Annotated in this window: 14 protein-coding genes; 3 read left to right on the top strand and 11 right to left on the bottom strand. The window is 38.2% G+C overall.

Translation table 11 applies throughout. The annotated features are described in order from the left end of the window. Window positions 1-154 precede the first annotated feature (154 nt). Entirely contained in the window at window positions 155-1,342 is a 1,188-nt protein-coding gene (locus tag ELS83_RS05725; protein ID WP_171594575.1) for a FecR family protein, read from the bottom strand. A gap of 330 nt (window positions 1,343-1,672) precedes the next feature. Then, on the bottom strand, window positions 1,673-2,230 hold the full coding sequence (locus ELS83_RS05720) for an RNA polymerase sigma factor (RefSeq protein WP_171594574.1): 558 nt from the start codon (window positions 2,228-2,230) through the stop codon (window positions 1,673-1,675). A gap of 172 nt (window positions 2,231-2,402) precedes the next feature. On the opposite strand from ELS83_RS05720, the gene ELS83_RS05715 reads away from it, so the two are divergent. Then, window positions 2,403-2,903, top strand: coding sequence for a rhodanese-like domain-containing protein (locus ELS83_RS05715; protein WP_171594573.1), 501 nt, complete (start codon window positions 2,403-2,405; stop codon window positions 2,901-2,903). Window positions 2,904-3,097: 194 nt separating this feature from the next. Further along, on the top strand, window positions 3,098-3,487 hold the full coding sequence (locus tag ELS83_RS05710; RefSeq protein ID WP_171594572.1) for a hypothetical protein: 390 nt from the start codon (window positions 3,098-3,100) through the stop codon (window positions 3,485-3,487). Window positions 3,488-4,107: 620 nt separating this feature from the next. Here ELS83_RS05710 and tdh read toward each other — a convergent pair. Together tdh and ELS83_RS05700 are read right to left on the bottom strand one after the other, a co-directional pair. Continuing rightward, window positions 4,108-5,139: an L-threonine 3-dehydrogenase gene (gene tdh / locus ELS83_RS05705; RefSeq protein WP_249414411.1), complete on the bottom strand. Its 1,032-nt coding sequence runs from the start codon at window positions 5,137-5,139 to the stop codon at window positions 4,108-4,110. A 226-nt stretch (window positions 5,140-5,365) separates the two neighbouring features. Then, window positions 5,366-6,811, bottom strand: a complete 1,446-nt coding sequence (locus tag ELS83_RS05700; RefSeq protein WP_171594571.1) for a site-specific DNA-methyltransferase — start codon at window positions 6,809-6,811, stop codon at window positions 5,366-5,368. A 192-nt stretch (window positions 6,812-7,003) separates the two neighbouring features. On the opposite strand from ELS83_RS05700, the gene ELS83_RS05695 reads away from it, so the two are divergent. After that, window positions 7,004-8,317 carry a DEAD/DEAH box helicase gene (locus ELS83_RS05695; protein WP_171594570.1) on the top strand — a complete coding sequence of 438 codons (1,314 nt, stop codon included), beginning with the start codon at window positions 7,004-7,006 and terminating at the stop codon, window positions 8,315-8,317. Window positions 8,318-8,600: 283 nt separating this feature from the next. Here the strand turns inward: ELS83_RS05695 and ELS83_RS05690 are convergent, their stop codons facing one another. From ELS83_RS05690 to ELS83_RS05660, 7 genes are all read right to left on the bottom strand, one after another. Further along, a complete protein-coding gene (locus ELS83_RS05690; protein ID WP_171594569.1) occupies window positions 8,601-9,011 on the bottom strand; it encodes a BT0820 family HAD-type phosphatase in 411 nt (136 codons plus the stop codon). Between the two features lie 113 nt (window positions 9,012-9,124). Then, window positions 9,125-11,503: a GumC family protein gene (locus ELS83_RS05685; RefSeq protein WP_171594568.1), complete on the bottom strand. Its 2,379-nt coding sequence runs from the start codon at window positions 11,501-11,503 to the stop codon at window positions 9,125-9,127. A gap of 12 nt (window positions 11,504-11,515) precedes the next feature. Next, entirely contained in the window at window positions 11,516-12,280 is a 765-nt protein-coding gene (locus ELS83_RS05680) for a polysaccharide biosynthesis/export family protein (RefSeq protein WP_171594567.1), read from the bottom strand. 209 nt (window positions 12,281-12,489) lie between these two features. Next, on the bottom strand, window positions 12,490-13,893 hold the full coding sequence (locus tag ELS83_RS05675; protein WP_171594566.1) for a sugar transferase: 1,404 nt from the start codon (window positions 13,891-13,893) through the stop codon (window positions 12,490-12,492). A 77-nt stretch (window positions 13,894-13,970) separates the two neighbouring features. Further along, a complete protein-coding gene (locus tag ELS83_RS05670; protein WP_171594565.1) occupies window positions 13,971-14,714 on the bottom strand; it encodes a WecB/TagA/CpsF family glycosyltransferase in 744 nt (247 codons plus the stop codon). 28 nt (window positions 14,715-14,742) lie between these two features. Continuing rightward, window positions 14,743-15,942 carry a glycoside hydrolase family protein gene (locus tag ELS83_RS05665; protein ID WP_171594564.1) on the bottom strand — a complete coding sequence of 400 codons (1,200 nt, stop codon included), beginning with the start codon at window positions 15,940-15,942 and terminating at the stop codon, window positions 14,743-14,745. After that, window positions 15,939-17,033: a polysaccharide deacetylase family protein gene (locus ELS83_RS05660; RefSeq protein WP_171594563.1), complete on the bottom strand. Its 1,095-nt coding sequence runs from the start codon at window positions 17,031-17,033 to the stop codon at window positions 15,939-15,941. The genes ELS83_RS05665 and ELS83_RS05660 overlap by 4 nt, the downstream gene beginning before the upstream one ends. Between the last annotated feature and the right edge of the window lie 9 nt (window positions 17,034-17,042).

The following is a 17,042-nucleotide window of genomic DNA, read 5'->3' as shown; positions in this document are numbered from 1 at the left end:
GTATTCATCTATTGATTCCACTCAGGGATGAATACCGTAATTATTATCATTGCGGGTTTGTTGGTAGCAAACCCGTTTTTTAGTTTCTATATCTTGGGTTTCAATCTTTTTGGGTTGATATCAGCTTTAAGCTGAAACTTTAATTTCTTTCTTTTTAATATTGTTTTTGAACGATAATGGTATTGTCTTTAAAGAAAAACTTCACTTCGTTTGTTTTTTCTATCATGCCCAATAATCGATCTAAATTTTCGTATCGTTTTAATGTTCCTGTAAAGTTAAGATCGCCGGCCTCGTTATTTTGGTAGAACACTTTTACGTCGTACCAGCGCGAAACTTTATTCATTATATCGTACAAGCTTGCTTGCTCGAACACAAATTTCCCATCCTTCCAGGAGGTATAGAGATCTACATTTACCTTTTTGTTTTCCAGCTGTTTGGCAGCTTTTGCATATACTGCCTGGTATCCAGGGTCAAGAAGAAGATTTGTTTTCGGATTTTTGCTGTCCATTACTGCAACACTACCTTCAACCAGTGTGGTTTGTATGGTTTCATCTTCGGCATAAGAGGAAATATTAAACTGTGTCCCCAATACCCTAACATCAACACCTTGCGTTTTCACGATAAATGGTCTGTTCTGATCCTTGCTTACCTCAAAGTAAGCCTCTCCTTCCAGTAGTACCACTCTCTCTCCTTTCGGGAATTTGGTTGGATATCTCAATCTGGTTTCTGAATTGATCCACACCTTGGTACCATCTTCCAATTCCAACTGAAACTCTCCTCCTCTTGGCACAACCAGGCTGTTGTAACTCAATTTTTCGCTCATTTTCGAGCTGGCATCATACACCAAACTCGAACCGGTATTGCTAATTCGTGTTCCATCCTTCTCCTGAATTTCATTCTTACGACGCTTTGCATCCAGATCAAGCACCTTTCCATCGGCAAGCACCAACTCTGCTTTATTCGAGCCAGGCTCAATTGCCGTAAGCCATTGTTCTTCCTGCGAAATGCCAGGATCTTCATGCCCCAAATACATCATTACCGAGAACAGTCCGGCCATTAATAAAATTGAGGCAGCATAAGGCAATACTTTCCTGAAAGTTTTCAAACGCAATGTTTTGCGATTTTCTTTCATTTTGCCCAGGTGCTTTTCAAATGCACGATCAACATTGGCTTCGCGAGCCTTTAATGACTCTTTGGCTTCGGATGAAAAATGTTGCATTCCCTGGTAGAATCTTTTATTTCCTCCATCGCTCAACCATTCTTCCAGGGCTTTCTTCTCGTCGCTGGTAGTTGGTTGTCCCCCAAGTGATTTGGAAATAATATCAATAATTCTTTCTTCCATTTGTAATTTATTTCGATCTATAGATATCTTGTATACACCCTTAAGACAAGGCAGTTTTTAAATGATGTGAAAAGATTTGAAAGTTTTTTTCATTTTTTTTGAAAACAGCCCGAAAACAAGATATAACTTTCGGATTCACAAGTCAATAAAGCTCGTAAAATAATGATGTACAAGGTTTTTAATTTGATAAGAAGAATTTTTTTACCAGGTGTGCTGCTTTAGATATCTCCCAAAATCCCCACTTGAAAAGGGAGAACTGACCAGCCGCTAACATTTTATACTTCTTTCTTTTTCAGCCAAAGGCATAAACTTGTAGTAGGTAGCTGAATTCTATTTATGAAAGAACAGCATGTAGAACAAATGAGGAGATTTTAGCTTCTCGCGTAGCATTTTAAAAGCACGAACCATATGAGTTCTAACTGTGTTCATTGATACACCCAATTCCTCAGCGGCTTCGTTATAGGTATAACCACTAACACAGCAAAGCATGAATACTTCCTTACATTTTTCGGGCAATTCGTTAATGGCAGAGTAAATTAACTGAGAATTCTCGATACTTTGTTCGTTTGCTTTGGGAGCAGATTCTTTCTCCTCCAGGTTTTCAATATCGTGAATTAGCTTTTTCTCGCGCTGCAAATAATTCAGGCAAGCATTTTTTACCGCCCTGTAGATGTACGATTGCAAATTTGAGCTCACAGATTTGTATCTTTTCTTCTCCCAGAAACTGATAAAAAATTCCTGAACAACATCTTCTGCGGCTTCCGAATTTTTGAGGATACTATTGGCCCACAAGAATAAATCCTGGTAGTAATGTTTAAAGAATGCTTCGTAGGCTTTCTTGCTTCCGCTACGTAGCAATTCGTTTAAAATATCTTTCGATTCGGACATGTGGTTCTTTAAAATAGTGGGTTAGTTGAAGCAAAAATAGAAGTTTTTTTTAAAGGATGAAATGAATTAGATCCAATCGAGAAATCAAATTGCAGGAAGAAATGATACCTTTAAGCCACTTTTCAAAATCAAATATTACAGCAAACAAAGAATTTATCTAACCATTAACAAAATGCGAATACTTTATTTTACTTTCCTATTATTTCTATTGGCTGCTTGCAGCAATTTCAATAAAAGCAAGGAGCAAGACTCTCAAAATATCGGAAGTAATTCAGGTTCTGAAGAATCGATGGAAGATTACTCTCAATACAGAGACATTACCGGACTGGTTGATGCAAAAGAGTTTCATCGCTTAATTGTAAATTGCGACAGTGTATTGATTTATGACATTCGCCCAAGAGACGTTTATATTTCGGAACCACGTATTAAGGGAGGCAAACTAATTTACGATTTCACCTACTTTAAAGAAGCCTTGAAAGATTTGCATCGCGATCATCAAATTATGGTGTATTGTGGTATGGAATTAAGAAGTCCGGCAGCGGTTAAAGCCTTGGTAAAACAGGGTTTCAATAATGTATATGAATTACAAGGTGGTCTTTCTGTTTGGAAACAACTTAAACTCCCATTGGTAGATACACAAGGAAATGCGTATGAATATCCAGAAAAGGAATAAATTTCCATTGACAGAAATGCAAGAGCAAGCTATCAATCTGTAAGTTAAATCACCTATTTTACTTTCAAATATTAAAATTAAAGGTTTTTTAACAAATAATTTCATCTTTTCGTTCACCCGTTTTTGACAATCGACTGTTATTGTAGTGTAATTATTAAAAACAAGTAATCAGCCGAATCACATAGGGGGAAATAATGAAGAAGAGAGAGATTGCCATTTTAAACAAGCTATTGGCTGTTAAAGGCAAAAGAACGAGAGCAAAAACGGGTTTGCTGCAGATCAAGAGAGTTGCTATTGCAATTGTTTTAGTAGCTTTTATGCTGCCAGTAAACCAACATGCATTGGCTAATGATAAAAAAATAAAGCCTGGAAAAAAGCAGGCCACACTCATACTTTCCGATGGTAGAAAAATAGTTTTGGGAACCAAAAGCGATACCATCGTAAATTCACAAACCAATGGTGTTCGTATCGTTGTCGATTCTACCGGAATTAATTACATCACTACCGATAGTATCAAAAAAGTGATCGAATTGAAGAAAAAGGAAATTGAATCGAAAAAAAAGAAAGAATCTAATAAGAAATAGGAAATCGAAAAGAAATAGATTAGGCTGCATTTTTAAGAGAATGTAGCCTTTTTTATTTTTTAAGAAATGAAAATTTTGCCCTCAGGCAAGGCTATGCAATTTTATGCTGATCGAAACTTTTTGCGGTAAGCATCGCAATTTTTTGCAGTAAGCATCGAAACTTTTTGCGATCAGCATAATTTTATGGCTGCATGCTTATGGTTTATTTAAGCAATAAGTATTAGGCAAATTGCCATTAGCAAATGATTAAAAAACGCTTCGTCTCTTCAAGACTTTTCGATCTTTTGACTTTTCGACTTGTACCCGTCGCATGAATTGAATTATAATAATGATAGTCTACAGATGCGACAATTGCGGCGATTTGCCTTTACCCAGGGCGACACTCGCTTCTCTCATTTGCCCTGGGCTGAAATAAATTGCCCTTTCAGGGCTAAAATAAACCATTAGCAAGAGTTCAACCTTTCCAGGCTCTTCCACTTTTCAGGACTCTTCAAGACTCTTCGACTTTTAGACTCTTCGACTTTTAGACTTTTCGACCTTTAGACCTTTAGACTTTTGAACTTTCAAAAAAAAAGCCCGGCTAAAAAACCGAGCTTTACAATGATATATATTGGTTATTATTATTCCCAATCTAAAATAACTTTTCCGCAATCACCTTTTTCCATGATTTCGAAACCTTTCTGGAATTCGTCAGCTTTAAAACGGTGAGTAATCATCGGAGAAAGATCCAGACCGCTCATTAACATCTGCTCCATTTGGTACCAGGTTTCGTACATTTCACGACCGTAAATTCCTTTTAACTGTAGACTCTTGAAAATGATATCGTTCCAGTTTACAGTGGTTTGAGATGGTAGAATTCCAAGTAGTGAAATTTTTCCTGAGTTGTACATGTGTCCAACCATATCGTTGAATGCAGCAGGTGCTCCCGAACATTCCAAACCGATATCGAAACCAATCATTCCCAATTCTTTAATTACATCATCAAGGCTTTCTTCCATTGGATTGATTACACGATCGGCACCCATTTTCTTCGCCAATTCAATTCTGAATGGGTTGGTTTCTGTAGCCACTACGTAACGTGCGCCTGCAAATTTTGCCACAGCCACACACATGCTACCAATTAAACCAGCACCTGTAACCAAAACATCTTCACCAATTAAAGGGAAAGAAAGAGCGGTATGAGTCGCATTTCCAAATGGGTCCATAATGGCCAACATTTCATCTGGAATTTTATCGCTCATTTTCATCAGGTTAGAAGCTGGAATAGAAGCATATTCAGCAAAAATACCATCGATATTTACACCAATACCAACTGTATTTTCACATACGTGTTTACGTCCTCTACGACAGTTACGACAGTGTCCGCAAGCAATATGACCTTCTCCTGTTACACGATCTCCAATCTCGAAACCAGTTACCCCGGCACCTATTTGTGCAACTTCACCAACATATTCGTGACCGATAATCATTCCAGGTTTAATGGTATTTTGCGACCACTCATCCCATTTGTAAATGTGTAAGTCGGTACCACATATTGCCGTTTTTTTGATTTTTACAAGAACGTCGTTTACTCCTACTTCAGGAATATCTACTTCTTCCATCCACATCCCTTTTTCGGGTTTGGATTTTACAAGAGCTTTCATTTTTGCCATGATGTTGTATGTGTTTTTGTTTTTTGTTGTATTTCAATTGCTTTCAATCTGATTAATCAACAGTTCCGTGGGATGCGATCATCAAAAAAGCTCCTCACAAAGTAAAAAAACTTGTCAATAAATTCAAGCTCTTTCACCGGGATTAAGTAAATAAAACTGAATGCATACAAATGCACTTACACATTTAGCTGAAATCACCGGAGTTTTCTTCTCGTATCAGTAAAAATTACTTTGAATAGGATATTCTAAAATAATTTACACCAGAATTATTAGAAGTTTGCTGTTTTCCTGCTCTTTCTATTCGATCTATCGCAACATCGGCTATTGTATTAAAACCAGCCCTGTAACCTGCTGTATTCTGTGAAAGGATTTCTTTGTTCTGGATACAAATAAACTTCCTCTGCGAAGCTTCCAACTTGTTCATTTTATAAACGGCGTGAGCCGTTGATGCCGATCCAGCGAAAATATCCATGATAAAATCTTCATTTCCTGTTAACTGATCGAAAAGTTTTATGAGCAATTCGGTTGGCTTTGGGTGCTTGAAAGGGATCTCATCGGGATACAAATCTTTCAATTCCTTGGTGCCTTTCAGTGTTGGAATATCAGTAATTACAGATGAAATGGCTTTTCTTTCACTCCGCAGTTCGTTGCGATATTTCTTCAATAAAAATCGCTTGCCTAATTCTTTTGGAAACACCATTTTTCCTGATTTACTCCACTCTTCGACTCTACTCTCAGAGAAAGCCCAGAACCTGCCATTGGGAGGTAAATATTCTTCCCCTGTAAATGGGTTGATAATGGGAAATCGCGATTTTTCGTTTCCACTTGCTGCAGTTGGATTATCGGGTGTCCAATCGCCATTGGCATCATAATCGGGATTAGAATAGTTGGAAAAATCTTTCTCCTCGCCTTTGAATTTTAGTTGCGATTTGTTTCGGGCATACACCAGAATGTACTCATGAACCGTAGAAAACAAGTTCGCAGAATCGTTACTGATGCTCCTGTTTTCCCAAACAAATGAACCTACAAAATTCTCTTCGCCAAACACTTCGTTGCAAAGCAGTTGCGCATTGGCCTTCTCCGATTCATCGATGGAAAGCAGCACTACTCCATCCTCGCTCAAAAGATCTTTGCTCAAAATTAAACGGGGGAAAATCAGGTTCAACCATTGGGTGTGTAATTCGCCACTTTCTATTCTATGTTGTTTCAACTGATCAACCCTGCCAATTGTTGAATGATTCAAATATTCCAGGTAATCGTCGCTTGCAAGCTGATAGTTATCGCTATAACCAAAATTCTTACCTGTATTGTATGGTGGATCGATATAAATGAGCTTGATTTTTTCCTGGTAATCCTTTTTTAACAGCTTTAAGGCATCAAGGTTATCGCCTTCAATAAACAGGTTTTCCGATTGATCGGATAAAGCCGATTTCTCCTTCACAAAAACCAACTGTCCGTTGCACTCCTCTTTTGCCTTATTGATTGCTAAGTTTTTATCGAACCAGCTCAGCTCAAAATTCGATTGGTCGATATAACTTTCCTCTCCAAGGAATGCCTTTAACTTCTGAATATCCAATAATTCTCCATCAAAAACCTGGGGCAGGAATTCCCTTAATCCACGCAAGTGTTTCTGCTTTTTATATGAATTTAATAGCGATGCTTTACTGGTCATGTGTTATAGCTAAGCGATAAAGTCTATCACAAACCTACTACATTTCCTTCTGGTAAAAAAGAGATGAAAGTTTAAAAGTTTGAAAGTCGAAAAGGCTAAAGGTCGAAAAGTCTGGAGGAGTTATATTGCTGCTGATCGTTGTTTGCTGATTACTGATTGCTGAATACTGCCAATTGTTATTACCTTTGCGGCATGCAAATAAAAACTGAAGATATTTTAAAGAAACTTGGCATTGAGCAATTGAACGAGATGCAGAATGTATGTGCCAAATCGTGGAAAAAATCGAATGACCTGGTTCTTTTGTCTCCTACCGGTTCGGGAAAAACGCTGGCTTTTCTTTTGCCTATGCTTAAGGAGTTAGATCCCGCAAAGGAAGGTGTACAGGCACTTGTGCTATCACCAGCCCGGGAGTTGTCTTTACAAATTGAATCGGTTTTTAAAGCAATGGGAACCAACTACAAGGTAAATTGCTGCTATGGCGGACATTCTATGAGAATTGAGAAGAACAATTTACAGAATCCACCATCGGTTTTAATTGGTACGCCTGGTCGAGTTGCTGATCATATCCGGAGGGAAAACTTCGATGCTTCGGGAATTAAATTCCTGATTCTGGATGAGTTTGATAAAGCACTGGAGTTGGGATTTCAGAAAGAGATGACTGAGGTAATTAAATCTTTACCAAGAGGAGTTAAAAAGGTATTGACATCGGCAACACAGGGAATTGAAATTCCGGAATTTGCCAGGATGAATTCACCTAAGGAAATTAATTTTCTGCCGAAACAAAAGGCCATTGCACTAACGCAACGCAAGGTAATTGCCAACGATAAAGATAAGCTGGATGCGCTGTTCAGATTGATTTGTACTGTGGGCGATCAGCCTGGATTGGTATTTTGTAACCACAGGGATGCAGTAGAGCGAATTGCCGATTTGCTAAAGGAACAGAATATCAGCTGCGATATTTTTCATGGCGGACTGGAGCAGGCTGACAGAGAGCGTGCTTTGCTAAAATTTCGAAATGGGAGCAATCACCTGCTCATTACAACAGATCTTGCATCGCGAGGATTGGATATCCCTGAAATACAGAATGTAATTCACTACCAATTGCCAAAAGTAGAGGAAGCATTTATACACAGAAATGGTAGAACGGCCAGAATGCATGCCAAAGGAAATTCGTTTATAGTGGTGGCTGAAGAAGAAAAAATACCCGAATTTATTACTGAAGATATTCCGGTATTTTCGCTTAAAAACGACATACAAATTCCAACGCCTCCAGTTTGGGAAACGCTCTATATTGGTTTGGGTAAGAAGGAGAAAATTAACAAAGTTGATTTGGTGGGGTTCTTTTTTAAGAAAGGAGAGCTGCAAAAAGATGAACTGGGTAAAATTGATGTACTGGATCACACCTCTTTTGTAGCTGTAAAACGTGGATTAGGGAAGAAATTGGCCAATAGGCTTAAAAACGAAAGAATCAAGAAAAAGAAAATTAAGATTCTGCTTTCAAGGTAAAAATTCTTGGATTGTAATAACAGTGCAACTTTTAAATTATTGGACTTTTTTGACTCTGCAACTTTCTTTTGTCGCATGACCATCCCCACAAAAGAAACATATTAGAGGCGACGATTATCAATGTTCGATTTACCCTGGGCTAAAATTTTTCGCCCTTACAGGGCTTATCCGTATTCAGCGATCAACAGAAACTTCAAGTCCTGGCAATATTTTTCTCTTCAAGACCTTTCAACCTTTAGACTTTTAGACTTTTAGACCTTTAGACTTTCAGACTGTATAAGCATTACTCACCAAATAAATTATCGAGAAAACGAGAGAATGAATTTTTAGTTTTTCTCTCGGGAGGATATTCATCTTCCTTGGTAGAAATCATCTGGTAAATATGTCCCCAATCGCGCAAACCACCTATGTTTCTGTCATCGATATACAAGTCGGCATACACTTTTCGACTTACAGTTTCGTCGAACTCTTCTTCGGGGTAGTTTTTATTTACAGCATAAAAAACCAAACCTCTACTTTCACAATACTCAACTGCCTCATCCAACAAATCGCCAGTACGATAGGTCCATAAAATTAACTGGTGTCCTTCCTTTTGCAATTCGATTAAACTCTCTATGGCAAAGGGAATTTCGGCACCAATTTGTGGATATTTATGTTGAACTATCGTTCCATCAAAATCAACTGCAATAATCATGAATCAAGAAGTTATGGGAGTTATACTTCCTTTAAATTTATAGAAATAATCTAATCTTTCTAGGCTTAGAGCTAAGAAAAAAGGTTCGAAATGAATTCGAACCTTATATTTTATTAATTGTTGCTGACCTTTTCCCAAAGGCGTCGGACAATTCCCGGTGTTGGTTCCTCGTAGTAATAACCATCGCCATTGGCATAATTGCTGTATGTTCCATTTGTATTTACATCATTCAATACCAGCGATACATTGTGTAAGGTTCCCCGCTCGGCAATCTGATTTACAAAGTTAATTTGCTCCTTATGACTATAGCCTTGTCGGAGGACAAACAAGTTGGCATCGGCCAGTTTCCCGGTAATGAAACCGTCTGTTACCATAGATATTGGCGCATTATCGATAAAAACGTAATCGAACTTGCCTCTTATGGCATTCAAAAACATTTCGAGTCTTCCGTTTTCGAGCAGTTCAGCTGGGTTTGGAGGCACAGGTCCTGAGGTTACGCAATACAAATTTTTGATGTGCGTATTCTGTACCACTTCCTGCCATTTGTTGTATCGAATTAAATAGGTACTTAAGCCAACCTTGTTTTCCAAATCGAACATTTTCTCGATTTTAGGCTTCCTCATATCTGCCCCAATTAGCAATACTTTTTTGTTGTTCATGGCTACAATACTGGCCAGGTTTACTGTTGCGAACGACTTTCCTTCGGCCGGAATTGTAGAGTGAACACCAATTATTCTGGTTTGCTGGTCGGGCAAAACATAATTTAGATTGGTACGCAAAGATCTGAAGGATTCCGATATGGCAGATCTTGGTTGATGGAAAACAGGCAAATTGTTTGCATACCTGTTGTGAGCAATGGTACCCAAAATTGGCAATTTGGTTTTCTTTACCAGCTCTTCCCTGCTTTGAATATTATCGTTGAAAAATTCCTGGAGAATAATGATTAAGAACGGAAACCCCAAACCCAAAAGCATCCCAATGAGCAAGTTAATCGCCAATTTTGGTTTAATTTTTATGATGGTAGCCAACCTTGCCGGATCGATAATTTGAGCATCAGATACGTTGGATGCTTTTGCAATGGCTGCCTCGGCCCTTTTCTTTAGCAGGAAGGTGTACAGCTCATTATTCAAGTCGAAGTTGCGTTTCATATTGTTGAACTTCTGTTCATTTTTTGGCATACGAGCCAACTGATCGCGCACCTTCGTCATTCGCTCACTTAAACTGGCAACCTCTATTTGCGAATTGGCCACCATTGATTTCAGGTTTTCGTCTAAACTTTGTCGAATCACATCGATTTCCTTGTTCAGAATCACCAAACTTGGATTCTTAGCCTGCACACTATAGGAAAGCACCTCGCGTTTTCCATACAAATCGGTAAGTTTTGTTACCAAAGCATCTAAAGTTGGATCGGTAATTCCCGCTACCGAAGGTGCAACAACCTGTTTCATCTGGTTTGCATCATCAAGGTTTTTAAGAAGATTTTTATAATATTCCAATGATATTTCGGCCTGCGAAAGCTGACTTTCCAATTCTTCCATTTTGGCTACAACCACACTGGCTTCCTGCCCCAGGTCTACAATTCGGTTTCGCGATCTGAAATTGGTAAAACTCTGTCCTGCCAATTGCAGCGAGTCTACGATTCCTTCCAGGCGGGAGTCGATAAATCGAACTGTATTTTCCGATTTTTTATTCTTTTCTATCAACCTGAATTGAAGGTATTCCCAGTTCAGTTCATTCAGAAAATCAACACCACGGGCAGGTTCTGAATCATCAATTCTCAAATGAATTAATTCCGCCTTTTTTTCGGCAACCGTAATTACCATGCTCTCCATATATTTAAGCGTGAGCTTATCCAAATCGTTGAAAACAAAATAGAAATTGGCTTCCTGATTGACTTTTGCCTGCTTGGTTTTAAGGGTAAAATTGAAATATTTGTTCTTAAAAGCCTGGTTAAAAAATCCTTCTTTCTCGAAATTTATTTTTACTTCCTCCCCATTAAATTCAGTTTCTCCGTCTACCTTAATTTTATAGGTGTGACTATCGATCTGCCTAATAAAAACAGGAATTCCTGTAAGGTTTGTTCCATCATGTTGAATCACCTCAAAGGGCTCGTTTCGATACAATCCCTTATCTACAAACAATGTTTTTTTGTACCACGACTGGTTCCATTCCAAGCCCTCCATTGCCTTTCGGTTAATGGTAAAGGATTTTAATATTTCAACATGATTTTGGATGTTGGCCTTGTCGCGCAGTTGATATCCTTCGAACATCTGCTTGGCACTTGTCTCATCAGGATCGACATGCACCAGCAAACTACTTCTCATCATATACACAGGAGTAGAATATTTACTTACCAGGTAGGCAAGACAAATTCCCAATCCTCCACAGATTACAAATATTTTCCACTTTGATAAAATCCTGTAGAGGAAATCCTTCACATCAGGACTATCCTTATTATCGAAATAGTCCATTACTTCATCTACGTATTTCATAACAACTTTATCTTAATTGGAGATAATTAAACTGGTAATCAGAACTGCTGTTGAAACGGTTGACAACAACAGGCTGTAAACATTAGAGTTCATGTCTGTATTTTTAATCTTATGGGGCTCAACATACACAACATCGTTAGGCTGCAGAAAGAATGCTTCCGATTTTAAGAAGTTCTTATTCGTCAGATCGATTCGATATGTTTTGCTCTCCTTATCAGTGGTTCGCACCACCAATACACGATTAATTTTAGCGTGATCGGTAATTCCATTGGCCATACTAATTGCCTCTAAAATACTCAGGCTTTTATTGTAATTGTAATAAACACCGGGTGTTGCTACTTCTCCCATTACTGTGACTCTAAAATTTAATAGTTTCACCTTCACACTGGCATCTTTCAGGTACTCGTCGGCATGTTCCTGCACTTTATCCTGTGCTTGTCGCTGACTTAATCCTGCAACACCAACATTTCCAATTATTGGCAGTGAAATATTTCCATTCGAATCTACCTGGTATCCATTCAAATACTGATCGGGAAGCTGACTGTAAAGATTCTGAGTTCCCTGCTGACCTATGCTTTGTGCAGGGTTGTACAGCTGATTGATCTCAGGATTCATGGATTTGATACTGACATACAAATTGTCGTTCGTTTTGATCAGGTACTCAGGTACTTTTGTCACAAATTCGGGTGCTAACACCTCTGCATCAACATCCTGCATATAAACTAAATCCTGGTTCGATCGACAGGATATGAGCCCCATTACTATAATAAGGTTCATAAGGATAATCATTTTTCTTTTCATGGTCTTGGTTTTTTGAATTAATAATTATGAATGAGTAATTATTAATAGTGGTTTATTTCTTTACGATACAGCCAATTACCTTCCATCCAGGAATGCTTCTTATGGCTGCTCAATTACACATACAAAGTTTTGTTTGCATGCCATCTGAGATTTATATTATTTTTTTACTGATAACTATTCACGGCTTACTGTCCATCTCCGGTAAGCACTACCTTAATGGTGCTGATGAATAACATGAGATCTAATTTTAAGGACCATGTATCGATGTACATCATGTCCAATCTCATCCACTCGTCGAATGGAATATTGTTTCGACCCGACACTTGCCAGATACATGTAATACCGGGTTTCATGCTTAAACGACGACGCTGCCAGCGCTGGTATTGTTGCACTTCTGATGGAATTGGCGGACGTGGACCTACAATGGACATTTCACCTTTTAAAACATTAAAGAATTGAGGCAATTCATCGAGTGATGTTTTTCTTAGAAATCGTCCTACACGAGTTACCCTCGGATCATTTTTAATTTTGAAAACAGGTCCCGATTGTTCGTTCAGGTTTTCGAGTTTCACGCGAAGGGCTTCTGCATTCTCAACCATAGTTCTAAATTTCAGACATTTAAACAGTCTTCCATTTAATCCTACTCTTTCCTGCTTAAAGAAAATTGAACCACCATCCTCAATTTTAATGGCAATAGCTATTCCAATTAATACAGGAGATATCAGTACAACGATAAGGAAAGAGAATACGAAATCCAGGATCTCCTTCACCTTTAAAGCAAAGTAGTTCTTGGTATTGTTTGCAAAAGTAAGAAAAGGAAGCTCCTTAAAATAAGTGAGGTGAGAACGCATGCTTACTACGCTTAACAATTCGGAATACACCCTAAAGGTTACACCAACTTCCGAACAAGCATAAATCAGTGCACGCACCTCATCGTTATTGAATTTACCTTTGCAGTAAATCACCTCATCAACTACATTGGCATCAATAATTTCATTCAACTGAAAATGCTCATGCAGTACTCTTACATGCGAATCGTACTTGTTTTTGATGTGTTTCCCATCCGACATAATGGCCCATACCCTGTAGCCCCAGTCGCGAATAAACAACATCCGGTCAATAAAATGCAGGTACGATTCATCATCGGCAACAATTAAAACATTGCGCGTATTGTATCCTTTTCCCCTTATTTTTTTGAAAATGGTATAACTCATCATTCTGAAACCAAACAGCAGAGTCATATTTAAACAGGCGAATAGTGCCAAAATGAGGAAAGGAACTGTATCGGTTAGGAACAGGCTTCCCAGGTATAGTAAGCCAGAGCTTAAAAATACCATGGCAAAATATTCAGCAAAGAGTTCCGAGTAAGTTTTTACTCTCAACATTTTTCCCAGGTTGAATTCTTTAATCATCGTATACCAAATTGCAATAATCATCAGGTAAATGATATTGGTATCGTGAGCTGCAATTTCAACAGGCCGCAAGTAGTTGTTTGTTGCCCAGGCAACAAGCCAGTAGCAGCCTAAGGATAAAGCCACCTGTACAATGGTGCTTATCCTGGCCAAAGTTTTTTCTCGTCCTTTAATCATGGTTGGTTTATTAAGGTTTTAAAGTGAATTGTATTTTCGGTTTTAAGATCTAAATCATATTGTTTTAGTTATGAACTTCAAATCATACTTCTGATTCTCTCTTTCAGCACGTAATAGATAAATTTCGAATTGGTAACCAGGTATCTTTTCCACATTCTGCCGGGTTCCTGCAAGAATCGATAAAACCATTCAAGTCCCGATTTTTGCATCCATTTGGGTGCTCGTCTTACTTTACCGGCTACCACATCAAATGATCCTCCAACACCCATTATAAATGGAACTTTAAGCTGTTCTTTATAGGTATTTAGAAAAATTTCCTTGGTAGGAGAACTAATGGCTACAAACAAAATATCAGCTTTCGAATCAGCAATTTGCTCTGCAATTTTCGACTCTTCTTCTTTTTGAAAATACCCGTTTCGATAACCGGCAATAATTTCCTCTCCAAATACCGATTTGTATTTTCTAACGACCTCGGAAACCACTTCTTCCCGACCACCGAAGAAAAATATCCTGTATTTTTTTTCTGAAGCCAGAATTACCAGTTCCTGCATTAAATCGACACCTGCGACTCTTTCAGGTAAAGGTTTTCCCAATAATCCTGCTGCCCAAACTACTGCCATTCCATCGGCATTTATAATGTCACTTTCCACTACCGATTGATACAACTCCTGGTCTTCTTGCATATTTACCAGTTTGGCAGCATTCACCACAATGTGCTGTATGGATCTTTTCTCGCGAATGGAATCATCGATTAAATCAATGGTTTCACGCATGGTTAAAACATCAACCGGAGAATTCATTATTGTAATTCGTTTTCTCATATTCCGGTATTTTTTTGGATTGATTCAGTTAGAGTACAATCGAAGCAGTATCAATATTTTTGGTCGTATTCAGTTTTATTGTTTCTGATATGTGAGTAGATAATGCCAAAAACATCCAGGCTTGTGCCCAACGGATGTATGGAATTTTGATTTTCATTCTTTTTCCCGCTTGGAAATAAAAATATCCTTCGGGACTTTGTAGGTTTGAAATTGTCCAGCCAAGTACCCTTTCCATTAGTTCCAGATTCTGACTAAATACATTGAGCTTACTCAGTGTAATGGGAAGTTGGGCCGGACAGTGTATGTCTACAGGATAAATGGTATTGTTGTAATATTTTGGAACTCCTTCGTCGGTAAAGAAATGATTCAGGTAATATTCTAATCCTTTTACTATGGCTTTATTAAAAGTCTCATCACCGGTATACCTTTGGTAATCAGCCATGGCTTCCAAATTAAATCCGGTATGGAAATTATCGATCCACTGATGGTAAGGAAGGGTTCCATAAGCCCACGAACCATCCGCATTTTGATAATTTACACTAAATTGAACCGATCGCTTCGCTTCTTCGGCCAAGCTCTCCTCTTTGGTAATTGAATAGATTCTGGCCAGGGTTTTACTACCTAGCAAGGAAGCGTTAAATACACGAGTCTGATCCAATGGTGAATAGGAAAAGCAGAAGTCGCCATTGCCATCGTAGGTTCTGTGTAAATCATTCAAAATAAAATCTTTTGAACTGATTGCAACCCGCAACAACTCCTTGTCTCCCAAAACTTCATAGGCATCCAATAAAGCATTTACAACATAGGAAGTAACCACTACCGATGGTGTACCCTTAGGCTGGAAAAATGCCCTTGCCTGCCAATCGAAATTGTAGCCCCAGCAAGCACCCGACCATCCTGATGATTGCAGTTCCAATATCTTTTTACTTAAGAAAAGAATCCGGGATCTTACCTCCTGTGTGCGATCAATGTGATAAAGCTTACAATAACCACTAAGAAATAAACCAAGACCTTTAGGATTATAAGCTTTTTTAATCCCTGTAAGATCCCGGAAGTTTATTGGATTTCTTTTAAAGGCTTGTATCCATATCAACCTCATTAATCGACTCTTGTTTAAAAAAGGAATCGATTGAAAAAGTTTGGAATTTAATCCATCGTATGGATCCCAGCCTTTGTACTCTTGGCCTTCTATATATTCCCGAAGTTGTTCGAGACTTTGTTCTATCATTTTTGCGTGTGTGTTTTTTTTATTTGAGATATGACTTCGCTTATTGTGAAGAATTTTAATTTTCCAGCTGATGCTTTCCTTGCCAGGTAATCAATGGCATCGGGGTAATAAAAATCTTTTGGGTGTCCGACCAATACAAAAGGATGAAAGGAAACATTTGAACTTTTATTTGCCTGATAAGCCGCCTTTAAGAATTTTCTCATTTTCGATTTCGAGAACAGGCAAAAATCCCAGGTAATCGACTCTTTATCCAGTAAATATTTGAAAGTTTCCCACTTTGATTTTTTGACACTGTTGTTTTTAAATTTTTCGATAGAGTTGGCTTTATTCTTTAGTGCAGATCGCACTCTTATCAAATCGTATTTTCTTATTCTTCGGATTTGTTTTGCAAATACCGGCAATTCTAAAAACTCCATATGATTGTTACTGGCCGAAAGCAAAGAGCCATTTGTAAACCAGTAAGGAACATCATTTTTAATATTTGTATAATCGTAACGCGATAAGTTATTGTCGGCTTTCCCTCCATAATACACCGAAGTATCGGCAATAAAACCATTCTCTTTTAACACCTTTAAAAGTCGTTCCGATGGATCGATATTGTAAGCTCCAGCACGCAAAACATTACAGGTATAATCAGGGTTAACCGGTTTAAGAATCGCTTCCAAATCTTCTTTCGCCTTTCTGATCAACTCTCCCAATCCCATGCTAATTTCATCATTGGCCCGATCAGGAACCTCTGGTAATCTCCAGTATTTCATGTTTAGTTTCCACTCTCCATTTTCATACTTTGCATCTATCCATTGAGGATGCAGGTGCAATTGTACATCATGCCCCATCTGATGTGCTTTGCGAATCTGTTTAGCCATTGCCTCTGCCGGATTTTTATCGTAACCCATTCGCTCGCCGGACTCATAGTTTTCCTTTAGTTTCCAATACTCAACAATTTCGAAGAAAATGCTCAGTTTAATTCCATTCTTACAACAGATGGCAAGCATTCTGTTGGTCGGTTCAATGATATGGGTAAACACATCTCCCCTTCCCGAACCAAACAGCTCATAGTCAATACTCAAACACAAATTCAATGGCTTCATGATATAAAA

It is taken from the genome of Marinifilum caeruleilacunae (assembly GCF_013141825.1).
In the GTDB taxonomy this organism is placed as follows: Bacteria; Bacteroidota; Bacteroidia; order Bacteroidales; family Marinifilaceae; genus Marinifilum; species Marinifilum caeruleilacunae.
Note: the sequence above shows the minus strand (reverse complement) of the source record. Positions and strands in the feature narration are given on the sequence as shown.

Excerpts from the sequence above, each read along its gene's own strand:
- tdh (WP_249414411.1), bottom strand. The coding sequence starts at position 5,139 with ATGGCAAAAATGAAAGCTCTTGTAAAATCCAAACCCGAAAAAGGGATG.
- ELS83_RS05685 (WP_171594568.1), bottom strand. The coding sequence starts at position 11,503 with ATGAAATACGTAGATGAAGTAATGGACTATTTCGATAATAAGGATAGT.
- ELS83_RS05665 (WP_171594564.1), bottom strand. The coding sequence starts at position 15,942 with ATGATAGAACAAAGTCTCGAACAACTTCGGGAATATATAGAAGGCCAA.
- ELS83_RS05700 (WP_171594571.1), bottom strand. The coding sequence starts at position 6,811 with ATGACCAGTAAAGCATCGCTATTAAATTCATATAAAAAGCAGAAACAC.
- ELS83_RS05660 (WP_171594563.1), bottom strand. The coding sequence starts at position 17,033 with ATGAAGCCATTGAATTTGTGTTTGAGTATTGACTATGAGCTGTTTGGT.
- ELS83_RS05720 (WP_171594574.1), bottom strand. The coding sequence starts at position 2,230 with ATGTCCGAATCGAAAGATATTTTAAACGAATTGCTACGTAGCGGAAGC.
- ELS83_RS05695 (WP_171594570.1), top strand. The coding sequence starts at position 7,004 with ATGCAAATAAAAACTGAAGATATTTTAAAGAAACTTGGCATTGAGCAA.
- ELS83_RS05710 (WP_171594572.1), top strand. The coding sequence starts at position 3,098 with ATGAAGAAGAGAGAGATTGCCATTTTAAACAAGCTATTGGCTGTTAAA.
- ELS83_RS05675 (WP_171594566.1), bottom strand. The coding sequence starts at position 13,893 with ATGATTAAAGGACGAGAAAAAACTTTGGCCAGGATAAGCACCATTGTA.
- ELS83_RS05725 (WP_171594575.1), bottom strand. The coding sequence starts at position 1,342 with ATGGAAGAAAGAATTATTGATATTATTTCCAAATCACTTGGGGGACAA.
- ELS83_RS05670 (WP_171594565.1), bottom strand. The coding sequence starts at position 14,714 with ATGAGAAAACGAATTACAATAATGAATTCTCCGGTTGATGTTTTAACC.
- ELS83_RS05690 (WP_171594569.1), bottom strand. The coding sequence starts at position 9,011 with ATGATTATTGCAGTTGATTTTGATGGAACGATAGTTCAACATAAATAT.
- ELS83_RS05680 (WP_171594567.1), bottom strand. The coding sequence starts at position 12,280 with ATGAACCTTATTATAGTAATGGGGCTCATATCCTGTCGATCGAACCAG.
- ELS83_RS05715 (WP_171594573.1), top strand. The coding sequence starts at position 2,403 with ATGCGAATACTTTATTTTACTTTCCTATTATTTCTATTGGCTGCTTGC.